The sequence below is a fragment of the Actinacidiphila acidipaludis genome (assembly GCF_019890725.1).
Lineage (GTDB): Bacteria > Actinomycetota > Actinomycetes > Streptomycetales > Streptomycetaceae > Actinacidiphila > Actinacidiphila acidipaludis.
In genome coordinates this window covers 78,540-94,430 of record NZ_JAINZZ010000011.1, presented here as the reverse complement: position 1 = coordinate 94,430, position 15,891 = coordinate 78,540, and the positions used below count along the sequence as shown (strand labels likewise).

General features: G+C 72.4%; 13 protein-coding genes. 2 read left to right on the top strand and 11 right to left on the bottom strand.

Features of this window, described 5'->3' with window-relative positions; genetic code table 11:
* Window positions 1–29: 29 nt before the first annotated feature.
* The 5 genes from K7862_RS12590 to K7862_RS38455 form a co-directional block, all read right to left on the bottom strand.
* Window positions 30–902 (bottom strand): ABC transporter permease, encoded by an 873-nt coding sequence (locus K7862_RS12590; protein ID WP_222962603.1) that lies wholly within the window; start codon window positions 900–902, stop codon window positions 30–32.
* A gap of 136 nt (window positions 903–1,038) precedes the next feature.
* Complete coding sequence (modA, locus tag K7862_RS12585) at window positions 1,039–1,878, bottom strand: molybdate ABC transporter substrate-binding protein (RefSeq protein ID WP_222962602.1); 840 nt, start codon at window positions 1,876–1,878, stop codon at window positions 1,039–1,041.
* Between the two features lie 65 nt (window positions 1,879–1,943).
* Window positions 1,944–2,330, bottom strand: a complete 387-nt coding sequence (locus K7862_RS12580; protein WP_222962601.1) for a TOBE domain-containing protein — start codon at window positions 2,328–2,330, stop codon at window positions 1,944–1,946.
* Between the two features lie 93 nt (window positions 2,331–2,423).
* Complete coding sequence (locus tag K7862_RS12575; protein WP_222962600.1) at window positions 2,424–3,245, bottom strand: DUF427 domain-containing protein; 822 nt, start codon at window positions 3,243–3,245, stop codon at window positions 2,424–2,426.
* 160 nt (window positions 3,246–3,405) lie between these two features.
* The gene (locus tag K7862_RS38455) at window positions 3,406–6,933 is read right to left on the bottom strand and encodes a discoidin domain-containing protein (RefSeq protein WP_222962599.1); all 3,528 of its coding nucleotides are present in this window, start codon (window positions 6,931–6,933) and stop codon (window positions 3,406–3,408) included.
* A gap of 356 nt (window positions 6,934–7,289) precedes the next feature.
* On the opposite strand from K7862_RS38455, the gene K7862_RS12565 reads away from it, so the two are divergent.
* Entirely contained in the window at window positions 7,290–7,562 is a 273-nt protein-coding gene (locus K7862_RS12565; RefSeq protein WP_222962598.1) for a hypothetical protein, read from the top strand.
* A gap of 54 nt (window positions 7,563–7,616) precedes the next feature.
* Here the strand turns inward: K7862_RS12565 and K7862_RS12560 are convergent, their stop codons facing one another.
* Entirely contained in the window at window positions 7,617–8,657 is a 1,041-nt protein-coding gene (locus K7862_RS12560; protein WP_222962597.1) for a zinc-dependent alcohol dehydrogenase family protein, read from the bottom strand.
* A gap of 257 nt (window positions 8,658–8,914) precedes the next feature.
* Between K7862_RS12560 and K7862_RS12555 the strand changes: the two genes are divergently transcribed.
* On the top strand, window positions 8,915–9,814 hold the full coding sequence (locus K7862_RS12555; RefSeq protein WP_262413026.1) for a polysaccharide deacetylase family protein: 900 nt from the start codon (window positions 8,915–8,917) through the stop codon (window positions 9,812–9,814).
* Window positions 9,815–9,941: 127 nt separating this feature from the next.
* On the opposite strand, the gene K7862_RS12550 is transcribed toward K7862_RS12555, so the two are convergent.
* From K7862_RS12550 to K7862_RS12530, 5 genes are all read right to left on the bottom strand, one after another.
* Window positions 9,942–10,172, bottom strand: a complete 231-nt coding sequence (locus K7862_RS12550; protein WP_262413036.1) for a Smr/MutS family protein — start codon at window positions 10,170–10,172, stop codon at window positions 9,942–9,944.
* A gap of 251 nt (window positions 10,173–10,423) precedes the next feature.
* Window positions 10,424–12,802 (bottom strand): beta-xylosidase/alpha-l-arabinosidase, encoded by a 2,379-nt coding sequence (locus tag K7862_RS12545; RefSeq protein WP_504740053.1) that lies wholly within the window; start codon window positions 12,800–12,802, stop codon window positions 10,424–10,426.
* Window positions 12,799–13,617: a carbohydrate ABC transporter permease gene (locus tag K7862_RS12540; RefSeq protein ID WP_222962596.1), complete on the bottom strand. Its 819-nt coding sequence runs from the start codon at window positions 13,615–13,617 to the stop codon at window positions 12,799–12,801. The genes K7862_RS12545 and K7862_RS12540 overlap by 4 nt, the downstream gene beginning before the upstream one ends.
* Window positions 13,617–14,549 (bottom strand): carbohydrate ABC transporter permease, encoded by a 933-nt coding sequence (locus K7862_RS12535; protein WP_222962595.1) that lies wholly within the window; start codon window positions 14,547–14,549, stop codon window positions 13,617–13,619. The genes K7862_RS12540 and K7862_RS12535 overlap by 1 nt, the downstream gene beginning before the upstream one ends.
* 14 nt (window positions 14,550–14,563) lie before the next feature.
* Window positions 14,564–15,865, bottom strand: a complete 1,302-nt coding sequence (locus K7862_RS12530) for an ABC transporter substrate-binding protein (protein WP_222962594.1) — start codon at window positions 15,863–15,865, stop codon at window positions 14,564–14,566.
* Window positions 15,866–15,891: the final 26 nt, after the last annotated feature.

The window sequence follows — 15,891 nt, the reverse complement described above, 5'->3', positions numbered from 1 at the left end:
CGCGCCCTGGTCGCGTCGCCCCGCGCGCGTCACGCCGCCCCCGCCCCCGCGGTCCAGCGGTCCCGCAGACCCGCCAGGACCGCGACCGACACCGCGAGCAGCACCAGGCTCAGCGAGACCGCGGCCGCCGGGTCGTCCTGCAGCGCCAGGTAGACGGCCAGCGGCATCGTCTGGGTGCGGCCGGGGAAGCTGCCCGCGAAGGTGATCGTCGCCCCGAACTCGCCCAGTGCGCGCGCCCAGGCCAGGACGGCCCCGGCCGCCACCCCCGGCGCGGTCATCGGCAGCGTCACCCGGCGGAACGCGGTGAACCGCGACGCGCCCAGGGTCGCCGCCGCCTCCTCGTAGCGGGTGTCCGCGGCCCGCAGCGTGCCCTCGACACTGATCACCAGGAACGGCATCGCCACGAACGCCTCGGCGACCACCACCCCGGCCGTGGTGAACGGCAGGGTGATCCCGAACGCCGAGTCCAGCCAGCGCCCCACCACGCCGTTGCGGCCCAGCGCCAGCAGCAGCGCGACGCCGCCCACCACCGGCGGCAGCACCAACGGCAGCGTCACCAGGGCCCGTACGAGCCGGCGGCCGGGGAAGGAGGTGCGGGCCAGCAGCCAGGCCAGCGGCACGCCCAGCACGAGCGCGACGGCGGTGGCGGAGGTCGCCGTCACCAGCGACAGCCGCAGCGCCTGCCACACGCCCGGGCTGGACAGCTGCTGCGGCAGGCTCCGCCAGGGCGCGCGGATCAGCAGTGCCACCAGGGGCAGCAGCAGGAAGGCCATGCCGGCCAGCGCGGGCAGCAGCAGGGCCGCCGGCACCCCGCCGCCGCCCCTGCCGAACCGCCGGCCGCCGAAGCCCCGCCCGCGCCCTGGCCGCCGGCCCGTGCCGGGGCGTGTCACCGTCGAACTCATCGCTGTGTCACGTATTCCCGTGCAGGAACGGCCCTGTGAACGGCCCTGTGAACGGCCCGGCAAGCGGCCGTGTGAACGGCCGTGTGAACGGCCGGGCGAGCGGGCTTTTGGATGGCGTTGCCACGAACCCGCCGGGTCACGGCTTGAGGAAGCCGGCCTGGCCCAGCACCTTCTGGCCCTCGGCGGACTGCACCAGCGCGATGAAGGCCTGCGCGCCCGACGGGTTCGGCGCGCCCTTCAGCGCCACGATCGGATAGGCGTTGATCGCCCCGGCCGACTCCGGGAAGTCCACGCCGCCCACCTTGCCGCCCGCGGCCTTCACATCGGTGCGGTAGACCACCGAGGCGTCGACCTCCTTCAACTCCACCTTCGTCAGGGCCGACTTGACGTCCTGCTCGTAGGAGACCGGGGTCAGCTTCAGGCCGCCGGCGGTCAGCGCGGTCTGGGCCGCGGCGCCGCAGGGCACGGTCTTCGCGCACAGCGCGACCTTCAGCCCCGGCTTGGTGAGGTCCTTCAGCGAGGCGATGTGGTCCGGGTTGCCCGGCAGGGTCGCGATCTCCAGCTGGTTGCGCACGAACGTGGCCGGCGTGCCGGTGGCGTCGCCCGCGTCGGTGACGGTCTTCATGGTCTTCGGGCTCGCCGCGGCGAAGACGTCCGCGGGGGCGCCGCCGGTGATGCTGGCCGCCAGGGTGTCGCTGCCGCCGAAGTTGAAGACCACCTTGGCGCCCGGGTAGGTCCGGGCGAACTCGTCGCCGAGCGTGGTGAAGCTCTCCTTCAGGGAGGCCGCGGCGAACACCGTGACCGTGCCGGAGACCTTCGCCGGGGTGGAGGCGGACGAACTCGCCGACGTCTTCCCGGAGTCGGGGGCCTGGGAGGAGTCGGAGGACGAGGAGGAGCAGGCGGTCAGGGCCAGCAGCGCGGCGGCGCCGGCCGCCGCGGTCCCGGTGAGGCGGCGCAGCGCGGTACGGGTTGTCACAGGACGTCTCCCTCTCTGCCGCGCCCCTCGGGCGCGGGTCACGACCGGGCGCGGGCCCGGCTCGGTCACGGCGTCTCCACGACCACGTTGGTGGACTTGATCACCGCGACGGCGGGGACGCCCGGCTCCAGGGCCAGCTCCTCGGCCGACTCGCGGCTGATCATCGCCACCACCCGGAACGGTCCCGCCTGGATCTCGATCTGTGCCGAGACGTCGCCGAGGATCACCTCGGTGACGATCCCGGCGAAGCGGTTGCGGGCCGACGAACCCGCGCGGGCCTTCTCCTCGCGCTTGAGTTCGCGCGCGAACGCGGCGAGCGCGGGCCCGGGGATGATCCGCCGGTCCTGCTCGTCCCGCTCGGCCTGCAGCCGGCCGCTGTCGACCCACCGCCGCAGGGTGTCGGCGCTGACTCCCATCAGTGCGGCGGCCTCACCGATCCGGTACGTGTGCATGTGCCGATGATAGTGCCGCATCTGCGAGGCGGAAGTCATCTGTCGCATCGCATGGACCGGGTGAACCACCCGAAGGGGCTCGCTCGTGCGAACCTACGAGCCGGACGTCGTACTGCGCAGCGACGCGGGGCTGGCCGGGGCGGGCCGGGGGAGCAGCAGGCCGTCCACGGTGAGGTCGACGCGCTCGTTGTAGAAGCAGATCAGCCCGGTGATGGGCTGCAGCTGGCGGGTCGGGAAGTCGTACGCCCAGGCGATGTCACGGTGGACACCGGCGGTGGTGTGCGCCGACCAGTATCCGCTGGTGGTGCCCTTGTAGGGGCACGCCGTCACGGTGTCGGAGGGCTGCATCTTCGTCAGGTCCACATGGACGCGGTCGACGTAGTAGCGGGTGGGGAGCCCGGTCTCGAAGACGGTCACGCACGTCGGCGCGTCGGCCAGCAGCGTGCCGTCGACCTCCACCCGCACCCGGCGGCCCGAACGCAGCGCGTCGACGCGGGTGTAGGGGTTGCGGGGGTGGACGAACACCTGCTCGTCCTCCTCGAACCAGGCGTCGACGGCGTTCCACTCGAAGCGGACCGTGCCCTCCAGGCCCTCGTTGGCGCCGTGCTGCCACACCCACGCCGCGCCGCGCCGCAGTGTCTCGCCGGCCCGCAGCGCGTGCAGCCGCGCGGGCCCCGGCTCGCGCTCCTCGGTACGGCCCTCGTCCTCCAGCACCGCGCCGGTCAGGTCCTCGACCGGAATGCTGTACTGCGGGTAGCCCGGCCACTCCCAGACGTACCGGGCCCGCTGGGTGTCCAGGACCGGGCGGCCGTCGAGATAGGCGCGGATGCGGCGGGGGACCGGCTCGGTGTGCCCGGCCGGGACGATGAACCCCGGGTAGTTCTGCGCGGGGTCGGTCCGTACAGGTGCGGCCATCTTCCGGGGACCTTCCTGTGATGCCCTTCTGGAAGCCTCGCGGCAAGGATCGCAGAGGGTCCCCGGGGCGGCACCCCGGCTCGTCCGTCCGGGGAGGACGCGTGCTGCCCGCCGGAGCGCGTCCGGCGGGCAGCGGCGGTGGAGCGGGACGGGCCGCGGATCAGCCGGCCGCCCAGCTCGTCAGCCCGGCCCCGTACGGGTACAGCGGGTTGCCGTACGTCGTCGGGACGGTCTGGCCGGCGTCGATGTGCGCCCGGATGTCCGCGCGCTCGGCCGCCGTGGCACCCAGGTCGTACGGCAGGTCCCAGGCCTCGTTGGCGTCGGCCTGGGTGTCGCCGCCGCCCGGCTTGAGGATCTGGTCGAGGCTGCGCGGCAGCTGCCACGGCAGGTGGCCGTGCGGGGTGTAGTCGCCGAAGAGCAGGCTGGCCGTGGCCGGCCCGACCTCCTCACCTCCGCGGTAGGTCACCACGATCGCGTCCGCGAGGTTGTTCCAGTCGCTGATCACGATCGGCCGGGGCAGCGTCAGCACGACCACCACCTTGGTGCCCTGGTTCTTGAAGTTCTGGATCAGGGCCAGTTGGTCGGCCGGCAGATACGGCTGGGTGTCCGGCCACGCGGTGGCATGGGTGTACGACGGTTCGCCGACGTACACCACCGCGACCTTCGGGGCCGGGCCGCTGCCCTGGTAGACGTTCACCCCGCTCTGCCCGGCTCTCGCCTTCAGGGCGTCGAACTGGTCCAGGGAGCCGTAGTCCGGGTGGAAGTAGCTCGACCAGATGCAGCAGGAGGCGCCGTCGGTCGCCCGGTCGCCCGCCACCACGATGCTGTCGCCCGAGTTCAGCTTCAGCGGCAGCACCCCGTCGTTCTTCAGCAGGGTGTTGGACTCCCGCGACGCCTGGTTCGCCAGCTGCACGTACGACGGCTGGTGGAACCGGTACGGGCCGTTCACGGGGTCGCCGTACGGGTGGTCGAAGACGCCGAGCTCGAACTTGAGCTTCAGGATCCGGCCCACCGCGTCGTTGATCCGGGTCAGCGGCACCTGCTGCTCGAAGCTCGCCATGGTGAAGCCGGTGGCGCCCGGGTCGGCGCCGCCCATCACGTCCGAGCCGGCGTTGGCCGCGTTGATCCACGCGCTCGACGGCAGCCAGTCCGTGGTGATCAGCCCGGTGTACCCGAGGTTCTGCCGCAGGTAGGTGAGGATCTTCGCGCTGTCGCCCGCGCCGGGGCCGCCCGGGTCGAGGTACGAACTGCCCGCGTAGCCCGGCATGATGTTCACCGCGCCGGCGTCCATCGCCGCCCTGAACGGGATCATGTGGTATTTGATCGTGACCCCGTCGTAGACGATCCCGGCCTCGCCGCCGGCCCCCTCGCCCGGCCAGTGCTTGACCGTGGCGAGCACCGAACCCGGGTTCAGCTCGGGGCCGCCCTGCAGGCCCGCGACCAGAGCTCGCAGCTGGGCCGCGGCCACGTCGGCGTTCTCGCCGCCGCCCTCCTGGATGCGCGGGTAGAGCACCTTGGTGCCGACCTCGGCCAGCGGCGACAGCGTGCCGCGCGCCCCGACCTCCAGCTCCTCCTCCCGCTGCATGTTGCCGAGCTGGTAGTCCAGCGGATAGTCCTTGCCCGCGGACAGTGTGCTCTGCAGCGGATAGGTGGTCTGGTAGCCGGCCGTGGTGTCGCCGGCGGAGACCGGCGGGATGCCGAGCCGGGTGGCGGCCGTGGACAGCAGCACGTTGTTGAGGTCGGCGGGCTGGGCGGGGCCGAAGTGCCAGCCGGACATGGGGTACTGCTGCACGTTGTAGAACATCTGGTACGCCTTCTCCTCCAGCGTCATCCTGCCGAGGAGATCGTTCACCCGCGTGTCGACCGGCAGCCGCCAGTCCTCGTACGGCTCGATCGTGCCGTCCTTGTTGAGGTCGCGGGCGCCGTTGACGATGTTCACGCCGTCGGCCACCTGCTCGACGTCGGGCAGGTAGACGCTGAACTGCCGGACGTCGGACGTGGTCCTGGCCCCCGAGCCGCTCACCGCGACGACGAACCACTTGTACGTCCAGCGGTCGGAGATGTCCCAGGTCGGCGTGTAGCTGGTACCGGTGGGCTCGGCGACCTTGGTGTAGAGGTCGAGCAGGCTGCCCGAGGCGGTCCAGTCGTAGTCGGTGCGGCTGATGTTGATCCACACCTCGTAGTGCGCGGTGCCGCCCACCGCGGCCCAGGACAGCGCGGGCCGGCGGGTGTTGGTCACCATGGCCTTGTCCGCGGGGGCGCCCAGCGCGAACTGGCCGGTGGTCGCCGGGGCCTTGGTCGGAGCGGAGAGCATCGGCGGCGTGGCCGCCCCGCTGTCGACCGTGCCGTAGACCTGGAACTCCCAGAGGGAGTAGCCGTATCCGGTGGCCCGCTGCGTGCCGTAGAAGCGCACATAGCGGCCCTTGCCGGTGACCGGGAGCTTCTCCACGCCGCCCTTGCCTGTGGTGGTCGTGTAGAGGGGCGTCCAGGCGGTGGCGTTGTCGGAGACCTCGATGCGGTAGCCGGACCCGTACGCCGACTCCCAGTTGAGGACCACGCCGCTGATGGTGGCCGGACCGCCGAGGTCCACCTGGAGCCACTCGTTGTCGGTGTAGAGGCTGGACCAGCGGGTGGTGGTGCGGCCGTCGAGAGCGGCGGCCGGCGCGTTCGCGCCCTCGTAGGAGGACGCCTTGACCGGCTTGAAGGCCGAGATCACCGTGCCGGAGAAGTCGCCGCCGCCGGGAGGCGGGGAGGTGGTGCCGCCTCCGCCGCCCGTGTACACCCCGAACTCCCAGAGGGAGTAGCCGTATCCGGTGGCCCGCGCGGTGCCGTACATCCGCACGTAGCGTCCGGTGCCGCTGACCGGGAGCGTCTGGGTGCCGCCGGTGCCGGTGGTGGTGGAGTAGACGTCCGTCCAGTTCTGGCCGTCGGCGGAGACCTGGATCTTGAACGCCGTGGCGTAGGCGGTCTCCCAGGTGAGGCTCACCTGGCAGACCGTCGCCGACGCGCCGAGGTCGACCTGCAGCCACTGCGGGTCCGAGGCGGCCGACGACCAGCGGGTGCCGGTGTCGCCGTCGAAGGCCGCGGACGCCGGGGTGCCGGCGTTCTCGGTGGACGACGCCGTCGCGGTGCGGTTCAGGGCGGCGTTCGTGGTGCCGCAGCCGCCGGACGCGGACTGGCTGCCGTAGACCTGGAACTCCCACAGCGAGTAGCCGTAGCCGGTGCCGCGGGCCGTCCCGTACATCCGGACATAACGCCCGGAACCGTTTACGGCGAGCTGTTGCACGCCCCCGGTGCCGGTCGTGGTGGAGTAGACGTCCGTCCAGTTCTGGCCGTCGCCGGAGACCTGGATCTTGAACGCCTTCCCGTACGCCGCCTCCCAGTTGAGGGTGACGGAGCTGATCGTGGCGGTCGAACCGAGGTCGACCTGCAGCCACTGCGGGTCCGAGGCGGCCGACGACCAGCGGGTGCCGGTGTCGCCGTCGACGGCGGCGGAGGCGGGGGTGCCGGCGTTCTCGGTGGACGAGGCGGTGGCGGTCCTGCCCTGCGACAGCAGGGTGTCCGCCGCCTGCGCGGTGCCGGTCGTGGCGCTGAGGGCGCCGCCGAGCGCGAGCGCCATGACGGCCACGACCGCGGTCAGCGGCCGGTGCCGTCTCATCGTGCTGAGCAGGCGGGACAGAAGGCTCATCTGCAACTCCACGGGGTCTGATGCCGGTGCCGCGCGGGCACGCCGCCGCCCGGTGGGCGGCGGCGTCACGGCACCGGCTGGGGGGAGGCTCCGGGCTCGGCCGCGCCGAGCGCACCGCGGTGCGGTCGTCGTGACGTGAACGGTGCGCGCGGTGCGAACGGCGCGTGCTGTGCCGGGAGGTGATCTGGAGAGCGCTCTCCCGGGGAGTCTGGCCGTCCCGCCCGAACACTGTCAATCCCTGTGCGTGCGCTGTCCGTTGACGCGGTGCGCCGCCGAGGGGCCCCGGTCGGCCGCCCGTTCGAGGGCACTGCGGGGAATTTCGCCCGTCGCCGGGTGGGACACCGTAGGCTCGTGACGTGAGCAGAGGTGTAGAGGGCCTGCAATGTGCCCGCTGTGGCGAACTGGAGGCGCGCTTCCGCGATCCCGCCACGCCCAACCCCGGTGCTTTCCTCTACGGTTGGGCCACCCACCACCTCGACGAGCACGGAGCGGAACCCAAGCCCCGCGAGGAGTGCGCGGAGTGCCGCCGGTTCATGGTGAACGCCGTCGGCGTCCAGGCCCGGGTCTGGGAGCGATGGGCCCTGACGCACTTCATGGCCTGCGCACTGGCCCCCGACTGGGAGTGGTGACCGGGGCCGGGAGGCGGGTGGTCCGCCCCCGGCCCTCGCGACGGTCCCGCCGGCTCAGCGCGGCGGCTCGATGACGGTGATCCCCGCCGGCGAACCGTCGCTCAGCGCCGTCAGCGCGGCAGGCGCCTCGTCGAGCCCGATCCGGTCGCCCAGCAGCAGATCGGGCCGCAGCACCCCCGCCGCCACCTGGCGCATCATCTCCGGGTAGGCGTGCGCGGCCATGCCGTGGCTGCCCAGCAGTTCGAGTTCCAGGGCGACCACCCGGTCCATCGGAACCGCCGTCGCACCGCCCGGCAGCAGGCCGACCTGCACGTGACGGCCGCGCACCCGCAGCCCGGCGACGGACGCGGCGCAGGTCCGCGCCGACCCCAGCGCGTCCAGGGACACATGGGCGCCGCCGCCCGTCGCCTCGCGCACCGCGGCCGCGGTGTCGCCGCCGGTGTCCGCGGCGTCGACGCACACGGCCGCGCCCAGCGCCCTGGCCCGCTCCAGCGCGGCCGCGGAGGTGTCGACCGCCACCACCCGGGCCCCGAGGGCCGCGGCGATCATGATCGCGGACAGGCCGACGCCGCCGCAGCCGTGCACGGCCACCCAGGTGCCGGGCCGGGCGCGGCCCTGGGAGACCACCGCGCGGTAGGCGGTGGCGAACCGGCAGCCGAGAGCGGCCGCGGTGGCGTACGCCATGCCGTCGGGCAGCGCCACCAGGTTGACGTCCGCCTGGTGCAGGGCCACGTACTGCGCGTACGAGCCCCAGTGGGTGAAGCCGGGCTGCTGCTGGTTCTCGCACACCTGCTGGTCGCCGCGGGCACAGGCCGGGCAGCGCCCGCACGCGCACACGAACGGGACGGTCACCCGGTCGCCGGGCCGCCACCGGGTGACGCCGGGACCGGCGGCCTCGACCACGCCGGCGAGTTCGTGGCCCGGCACGTGCGGCAGCGTGATGTCCGGGTCGTGGCCGAGCCAGCCGTGCCAGTCGCTGCGGCACAGGCCGGTCGCCTCCACCCGGACCACCACGCCGTCCCGCGGCACGGCCGGCTCCGGCACCTCGCGCACCCGCACCGGCCCGCCGAACTCCTCGAACACCACGGCCCGCACGGGCCACCTCCTGCTGCGTCGTCCCTACGATCCCGTCACCGCGGCGACCCCGCCCGCCACGCCGTCGCCCGGTGGTCTCCCCGTGTTCCTGGTGACCGCGCCGGGCGCGCTCCCATCCTGCGCCGGCGCACGGGTGGAACGCACGCGGGTGTCCTGCCCTCTTCCCACCCGACCGGCGCGCACAGGGCGGCGCCGGAGCCCCGCGACCCCGCCCCGCGGACGGGACGGCCGCGGGCACGGACGAGGAGGAGGCGCCGATGGCGCTCAGCCGCCGCGCGCTGCTGGCAGCGGCCGCAGCCGGAGCAGCGATGCCGGCGGCCGGCTGCTCGGGCCACCCGGACCGGGTCCCGTCGGGGGCCGGCCTCACCGGGTCGGGGCCGGCTCCCGGCGCTCGTCCCGCGAGCGGCCCGGCGCGGCAGCAACCCGGGCAGCCGGCCGCCACCCGGCTGCCCGTCACCCGCGCCGAGATCGTGGCGCGTTACGGCCACCGCACCCCGCACACCTGGGGGTTCGACGCACCCGGCGTGCTGCGCGCGCTGCCGCCCGGCCGCCGCGAGATCGCGCTGACCTTCGACGCGTGCGGCGGGCACGGCGGCAGCGGGTACGACCGGGCGCTGGTCGACCTGCTGCGCCGGCACGAGATCCCGGCCACGCTGTTCATCAACTCCCGCTGGATCGACGCCAATCCGTCGGTCTTCCGGCGCCTGGCCGCCGATCCGCTGTTCGAGATCGGCAACCACGGGACGCGCCACCGTCCGCTGTCGGTCTCCGGACGGTCCGCCTACGGCATCCCCGGCACGCGCGACGCCGGCGAGGTCTTCGACGAGGTGGCCGGCAACCACCTCAAGCTCACCCGGCTGACGGGCCTCCCGCCGCGGTTCTTCCGGCCCGGCACCGCCTACTGCGACGACGTCGCCTCGCGGATCGTCGCCGACCTGGGCGAGCGGGTGGCGGCCTTCTCGGTGAACGGCGACGGCGGCGCGACCTTCAGTCCGGCCCAGGTGCGGGCCACCGTCGGGGCGGCGCCGCACGGCGCGGTCGTCATCTGCCACATGAACCACCCCGAGGGCGGGACCGCGGAGGGCCTCGCCGCGGTGCTGCCGCGCATGCTGGCGGCCGGGCACCGCTTCGTCCGGCTCTCCGGCCGGCCGCGCTGAGCGCTTTCGCGGCCTGTCCCCGCGTGCCCGGCGCCCGCAACTCCCGTGCGCCGCCCGGTACTTCACCAGCGTAAGTGCGGTGCCTGCCATGCCCGGCGCGCCTGCCGTGCCCGCTGTCCCCGCTGAGTCAGCGCAGGCGCACCAGTACGCGGCCGGTGTTGGTGGCGTCGGTCTCCACGCGCGCGTAGAGCTTCTTGATGTGCTTCTGGGCGAGGAACGCCAGCACGCGCTTCTTGAGCTGGCCGGTGCCCTTGCCGGGGATGATCTCGATGACGTCCTCGCCGGTCCGGGCGGCGCGGAACAGCGTCTCCCGCAGGGCCAGGTCGATGTCGCGGTTGTTGCGGAAGATCGGGTGCAGATCCAGCGTGATCAGGGCGATCGCCTCCGACGGGCTCGGCCGGGCGGGGTCACCGGATCCGCGGTGCGCCCGTGGTACCGGTGCAGCGTACGCCCTCGGCGCCGGTCGCGCCCGGGCGCGTCGCCCGTCCCGCGCCCGGTTCGCGCCGGGCCCCGGGGCGCCCGTGCCCGCGGTGCTCGGCCCCCGGAAACGCCGGGGGCCGGCAGGTCCGCCCGGACGGCGGGCCCGCCGGCCCCGATGACGTGCCCGGGTCAGTCGGCCGTCCGCGGCGCGACGGTGAACGCGGCGTGCATCCGGCGGGTGTGGTCCAGCCGCCGTACCGGGCCGGTCAGCGTGCAGCCGACTGTCAGGCGCAGGTCGGTCGACGAGGCGCCGAGCCGCAGTTCGAGGTCGCCGGGCTCGACGACGCGGTGCCCGTCGCGGCCGGTGAACGACGCGAGGTCGGTCGGCACGCTCAGGTGGACCCGGGCCTCCTCGCCCGGCGCCAGATCCAGCCGCCGGTAGGCGATCAGCCGCTGCACGGGCTGCACGACCGAGGCGACGGGATCGTGCAGGTACACCTGGACGACCTCGGCGCCCGCGCGCTCCCCGGTGTTGCGCACGGTGAAGGACATCCGCACCTCCCCGTCCGTCTCCGCCTGCAGGGATTCCACGTCCAGCGAGGTCCACTGGAAGGTGGTGTACGACAGGCCGTGGCCGAAACCGAACGCCGGGGTGGGGTCGATGTTGGAGACGTCCGTGGCCTGGCCGAGCCGGGCGGCCAGATACGTGGACGGCTGCACACCGGGCCGCCGCGGGATGCTGACCGGCAGCCGGCCCGACGGGTTGACCCGGCCGCTGAGCACGCCCGCGATCGCCGCGGTGCCCTCCTCGCCGGGGAAGAACGACTGCACGATCGCCGCCGCCTCGCCGACCGCGCGGCCCAGCGCGTACGGACGTCCGGCGAGCAGCGTGACGACCACCGGGGTGCCGGTGTCCAGGAGCGTGTCGAGCAACTGCTGCTGCACGCCGGGCAGGGCCAGCGACTCGGCGTCGCAGCCCTCGCCACTGGTGCCGCGGCCGAACAGTCCGGCCCGGTCGCCGAGGGCGAGCACGACCACGTCGGCCTCCCGGGCCGCCGCGACCGCCTCGGCGAAGCCGCCGGTGCCCGCCTCGTCGACGCCGCAGCCCTCGGCGGTGACGATCTCACCGCCGGGGAACTCGGCCGCCAGCACCTCGCGCAGCGTGGGCAGGTCGATGCCGACCGGGATCTCGGGGTACTGCGTGCCCACGTGCACCGGGAAGGCGTAGCAGCCCAGCACGGCCATGGCGCTGTCGGCGTTGGGGCCGATCAGCGCGATCCTCGGGCGCGCGGCCAGCGGCAGGATGCCGTCGTTGCGGAGCAGCACCACGCCCTGCTCGGCGACCTGACGGGCGACCTCGCGGTTGCCGGCACTGTCCAGGCCGACGGTGCCGCGCAGGGTCTCCACGTCCTCGCCCGCACCGGCCAGCGCGGCGGGCACCGGGTCCCAGTCGGGGTCGAGCAGGCCGAGCTGGGCCTTCTGCGTCAGGACGCGGTGCAGCGCGCGGTCCACCAGCGCCTCGTCCACCTGCCCGTCGGCGATGGCCTTCAGCAGCGGCTCGCCGAACGTCTTCACGGTCGGCAGTTCGACGTCGACACCGGCCGCGAGCGCGGCGCCGGCCGCCTCGCCGAAGGTGCCGGCCACGCCGTGCAGGGTCTTGAGGAACGCGATGCCGAAGTAGTCGGCGACGACCGTGCCGGTGAAGCCCCAGGTGTCCCGCAGCAGACCGGTCAGCAGCCGCTCGTCGGCCGCGGACGGCACGCCGTCGGTGTCGGTGTAGGCGTGCATGACCGAGCGGGCGCCGCTCTCGCGGACCGCCATCTCGAACGGCAGCAGCATGACGTCGGCGCGTTCCCGGGCGCCCATGCCGACCGGCGCCAGGTTCCGGCCGGTGCGGGAGGCCGAGTACCCGGCGAAGTGCTTGAGGGTGGCGACGATCCCGGCAGACTCCAGACCCTGGATGTAGGCGGTGGCGACCGTGCCGACCAGGTACGGGTCCTCGCCGATGGTCTCCTCCACCCGTCCCCAGCGGGCGTCGCGCACCACGTCCAGGACGGGCGCCAGGCCCTGGTGGACGCCGACCGAGCGCATGTCCCGGCCGATCCGCGCGGCCATGCCGCGGACCAGCTCGGGGTTGAAGGTGGCGCCCCAGGTCAGCGGGACCGGGTAGGCGGTGGCGCCCCAGGTGGCGAAGCCCGCGAGGCACTCCTCGTGGGCGACGGCCGGGATGCCGAAACGGTTGGTCGCGGCGATCCTGCGCTGGGTGCGCACCAGCGACAGCGCGCCGAGAGCGGGATCCACGGGGGCGGTGCCGAAGGACCGGGTGAGCTGTCCCAGACCCTGCGGCAGCAGGTCCTCCAGGGACACCTCCTCCTCCATCTCGTGCTGGTGGGGGGCGACTTCGCCGCCTTCGCCGGACGCACCCACCCACACGCCGAAGAGCTGGGCGACCTTCTCCTGCAGAGTCATCGCGGCGATCAGGGCGTCGGCCCGGGCCTCGGGCCGCAGGGCGGGGTCGCGCCAGGCGGCGGCAGCGGATTCTGTCACTTCGACCACGGTGTCGGTCACTTTCCTCCGACGCCCATGAGCCCTTGGACCAGGGCACGGCGGGCGAACAGGTAGACGATGAAGATGGGCAGCATCGACAGGACGACGGCGGCCAGCAGGCCGGGGATGTCGATGCCGTGCTCGGTCTGGAAGTTGAAGAGGCCCAGGGTGATGACCTTCGACGAGTCGGACTGGGTCAGCACCAGCGGGAAGAGGAAGCCGTTCCACGCCTGGAGCGCGGAGAACACCACGATGGTGGACAGCCCGCCCTTGGACAGCGGCAGCACGAGCTGGAAGAACACCCGGGACGGCGAGGCGCCGTCCATCGCCATGGCCTCGTAGAGGTCGCTGGTGATGTCCCGCATCACCCCGGTGAGCACCAGGGCGCAGACCGGCAGCGAGAAGGCCGCCGTCGGCAGGATCACGCCGATCAGGTTGTCGTAGAGGCCGGCCTTGCTGATCACGTAGAACATCGGGACGATCACGGCCTGCGCCGGGATCGCCAGGCCGAGCAGGAAGAGCCGGAAGACGCCGGTGGTGATCGGGCCGCGGCTGCGCACGATGGCGTAGGACAGCGGCGGGATCACCAGCAGCACGATCGCCACGACCGCCGCGGTGACCAGCACGGTGTTCAGGAAGAAGTGGCCGAAGCCGTTGGAGAAGTCCTGGGTGTAGTTGTGCAGCGTGATGTGCTTGGGGAAGGCCAGCGGGCCGTTCGCCGCGTAGTCGGAGCGGTCCTGCAGGGTGGCCGCGAGCATCACGTACAGCGGCAGGCCGATCAGGAACAGCCAGACCAGGGACCCGAGTCCGGCGAGGTAGTTGGGACGGCGCTTCATCACAGCCCTTCCGACGAGCTGCGCATCTTGTCGTAGCCGGAGACCTTGACGACGATCAGCGAGATGACGGTGGCGACGAGCACCAGCACTAGGGCGATGGCCGAGCCGCCGCCGAAGTCGAAGCTCTTGAACGCCTGTTCGTACATGTAGTAGGCGCTGATGGTGGTGTCGGTGCCCGGACCGCCCTGGGTGAGGATCAGCACCGTGTCGAACGTGGTGAGACCGCCGACGACCATGAGGATCATCGAGGTGATCATGGTGTTGCGCAGTTGCGGCAGGGTGATGTGCCAGAACTGCCGCACGGTGCTCGCGCCGTCGATCTGCGCCGCCTGGTAGAGCACCTGCGGGATGGCGCGGGCCGCGCCCTGGTAGATCAGCGTGTGGAAGGGCGTGTACTGCCAGGCGCCCACGAAGACCAGGACCCCGATGGCGCTGGCCTGCTTGCCGAACAGGTTGCCGTCCCCGAACAGCCACCTGGCCTGCGACGGCACACCGAAGTTGGGGTCGAGCAGGGCCCGCCACAGGATGGAGACCGCGGTCGCCGACAGCAGCAGCGGCACGAAGTAGACCGCGGACAGGATCGCCCGGTTGCGCTGGTGGCCGGCCGCCCAGACGCCGAGCAGGATGCTCAGCGGTGTCTGCACGGCGACGCCCAGCACCGTGATCAGCACGCTGAGCCACAGGCTCTGGATCATGGTGTGGTCGTGGATCAGCGCCTTCCAGTTGTCCAGGCCGGCGTACTGGGGCGCGCCCAGGCCGTCCCAGTCGGTGAAGGACAGCACCGCGACCAGGACCAGCGGGAGCACGGCGAAGAGCAGGAAGAACAAGGTGGCGGGCGCCGCCCAGACGAAGCCCGGGCGGGCGACGGTGGCGCCGGTCCGGCGTGCGGGCCGGCGCCTCCTCTCCACCCTGGTGTCAGCAAAGGTGGTCATGTCGGGTTCCCGGTTCAGGACGTGGGCAGGGCCTGCATGGCCTTGATGAATCCGTCGGCGTCGATCTTGCCGTCGAAGAACTCCTGGACCGCGGTGTGCATGGCCTCACTGGCCGTCTGCGGGTAGGCCTGGTCCCACGAGAGCTGGAACGAGGGCGCCGACTTGACCAGGTTGAACTGGAACTTCGAGTAGTCCGGGCTGGCCGAGGTGTCCAGGAAGTTCTGGGTGTTGGTCGTGGTGGGCAGGTTGCCGATGGCCATCTGCGCCTTGACGAACTCGTCGGAGTACTGGAGCTTCAGGAACTGGGCCACCGCGTCCGGGTACTTGGTCTTCTTCAGCACCGAGTAGAAGTTGTTGGTGTTGCCCACGACGTCGTTCGGGTCGCCCTTGCCGCCGGAGACGGTCGGGAAGGAGCTGTAGCCCAGGCCGCTCTTGGCGAAGTCCGGGTTGTCCTGCTGCTGCTGGGAGTAGTACCAGGAGCCCATCAGCTCGAAGCCGGCCTTGCCCTGGGCGACGAGCGCGACCGAGCCGCCGTCGGTGTACTTCACCGAGTCGAAGTTGCTGCCGAAGGCGCCCGCGTCGACGAGCTGCTTGAGCTGCGACAGGGCCTTGCGGCTGTCGTCGCTGTCCCAGGCGGACTTGTCGCCGCCCATGGCCTTCTCGAACAGGCCCGGGCCCGCGATGCGGTCGTACATGTACTCGTACCACATCAGGGTCGGCCACTGGTCGCCGCCGCCGAGCGCGATCGGGGTGATGTGCTTGGCCTTGAGGACCTTCACCGCGTTGAGCAGGTCGTCCCAGGTCTTGGGGGCGGTCAGGCCCGCGTCCGACAGCACCTTCTGGTTGTCGAAGAGCAGCACGGGCTGGGTGCCGCGCATCGGTATGCCGTACGACTTGCCGTCCACGACCGCGCTGTTGAACACGGACGGCAGGAACTTGGACTTCAGGTTCGGGTCCTTGGCGATGAAGTCGTCCAGCGGCATGAGCAGGCCGGCCTTGACGAAGGGCGCGATGCTGCCGCCGCCCCAGTTGAAGAAGACGTCGGGGGCCTGCTTGGTGTTGATGATCGTCTGCAGTTTCTGCTGGTAGTCCGCACCGGGGATGGTCTGCAGGACCGCCTTGACCTTCGAGGTCTTGTTGAACGTGTCGACGATCTGCTTTTCGACCTTGTTGCTCGCGTCACCGTAGACAAGAACCTTGAAGGTGCCGGAGCCGCCGCTGCCGGAGCTGCTGCCACCGCAGGCGGCCAGGGACAGACCGAGTGCGAGCGTCACGCCGCCAGCCGCGGCGCGTGAGAGCCATGCGCGCTTCTTCATCGTCCAGCCTTTCCGAAAGTTTTCGG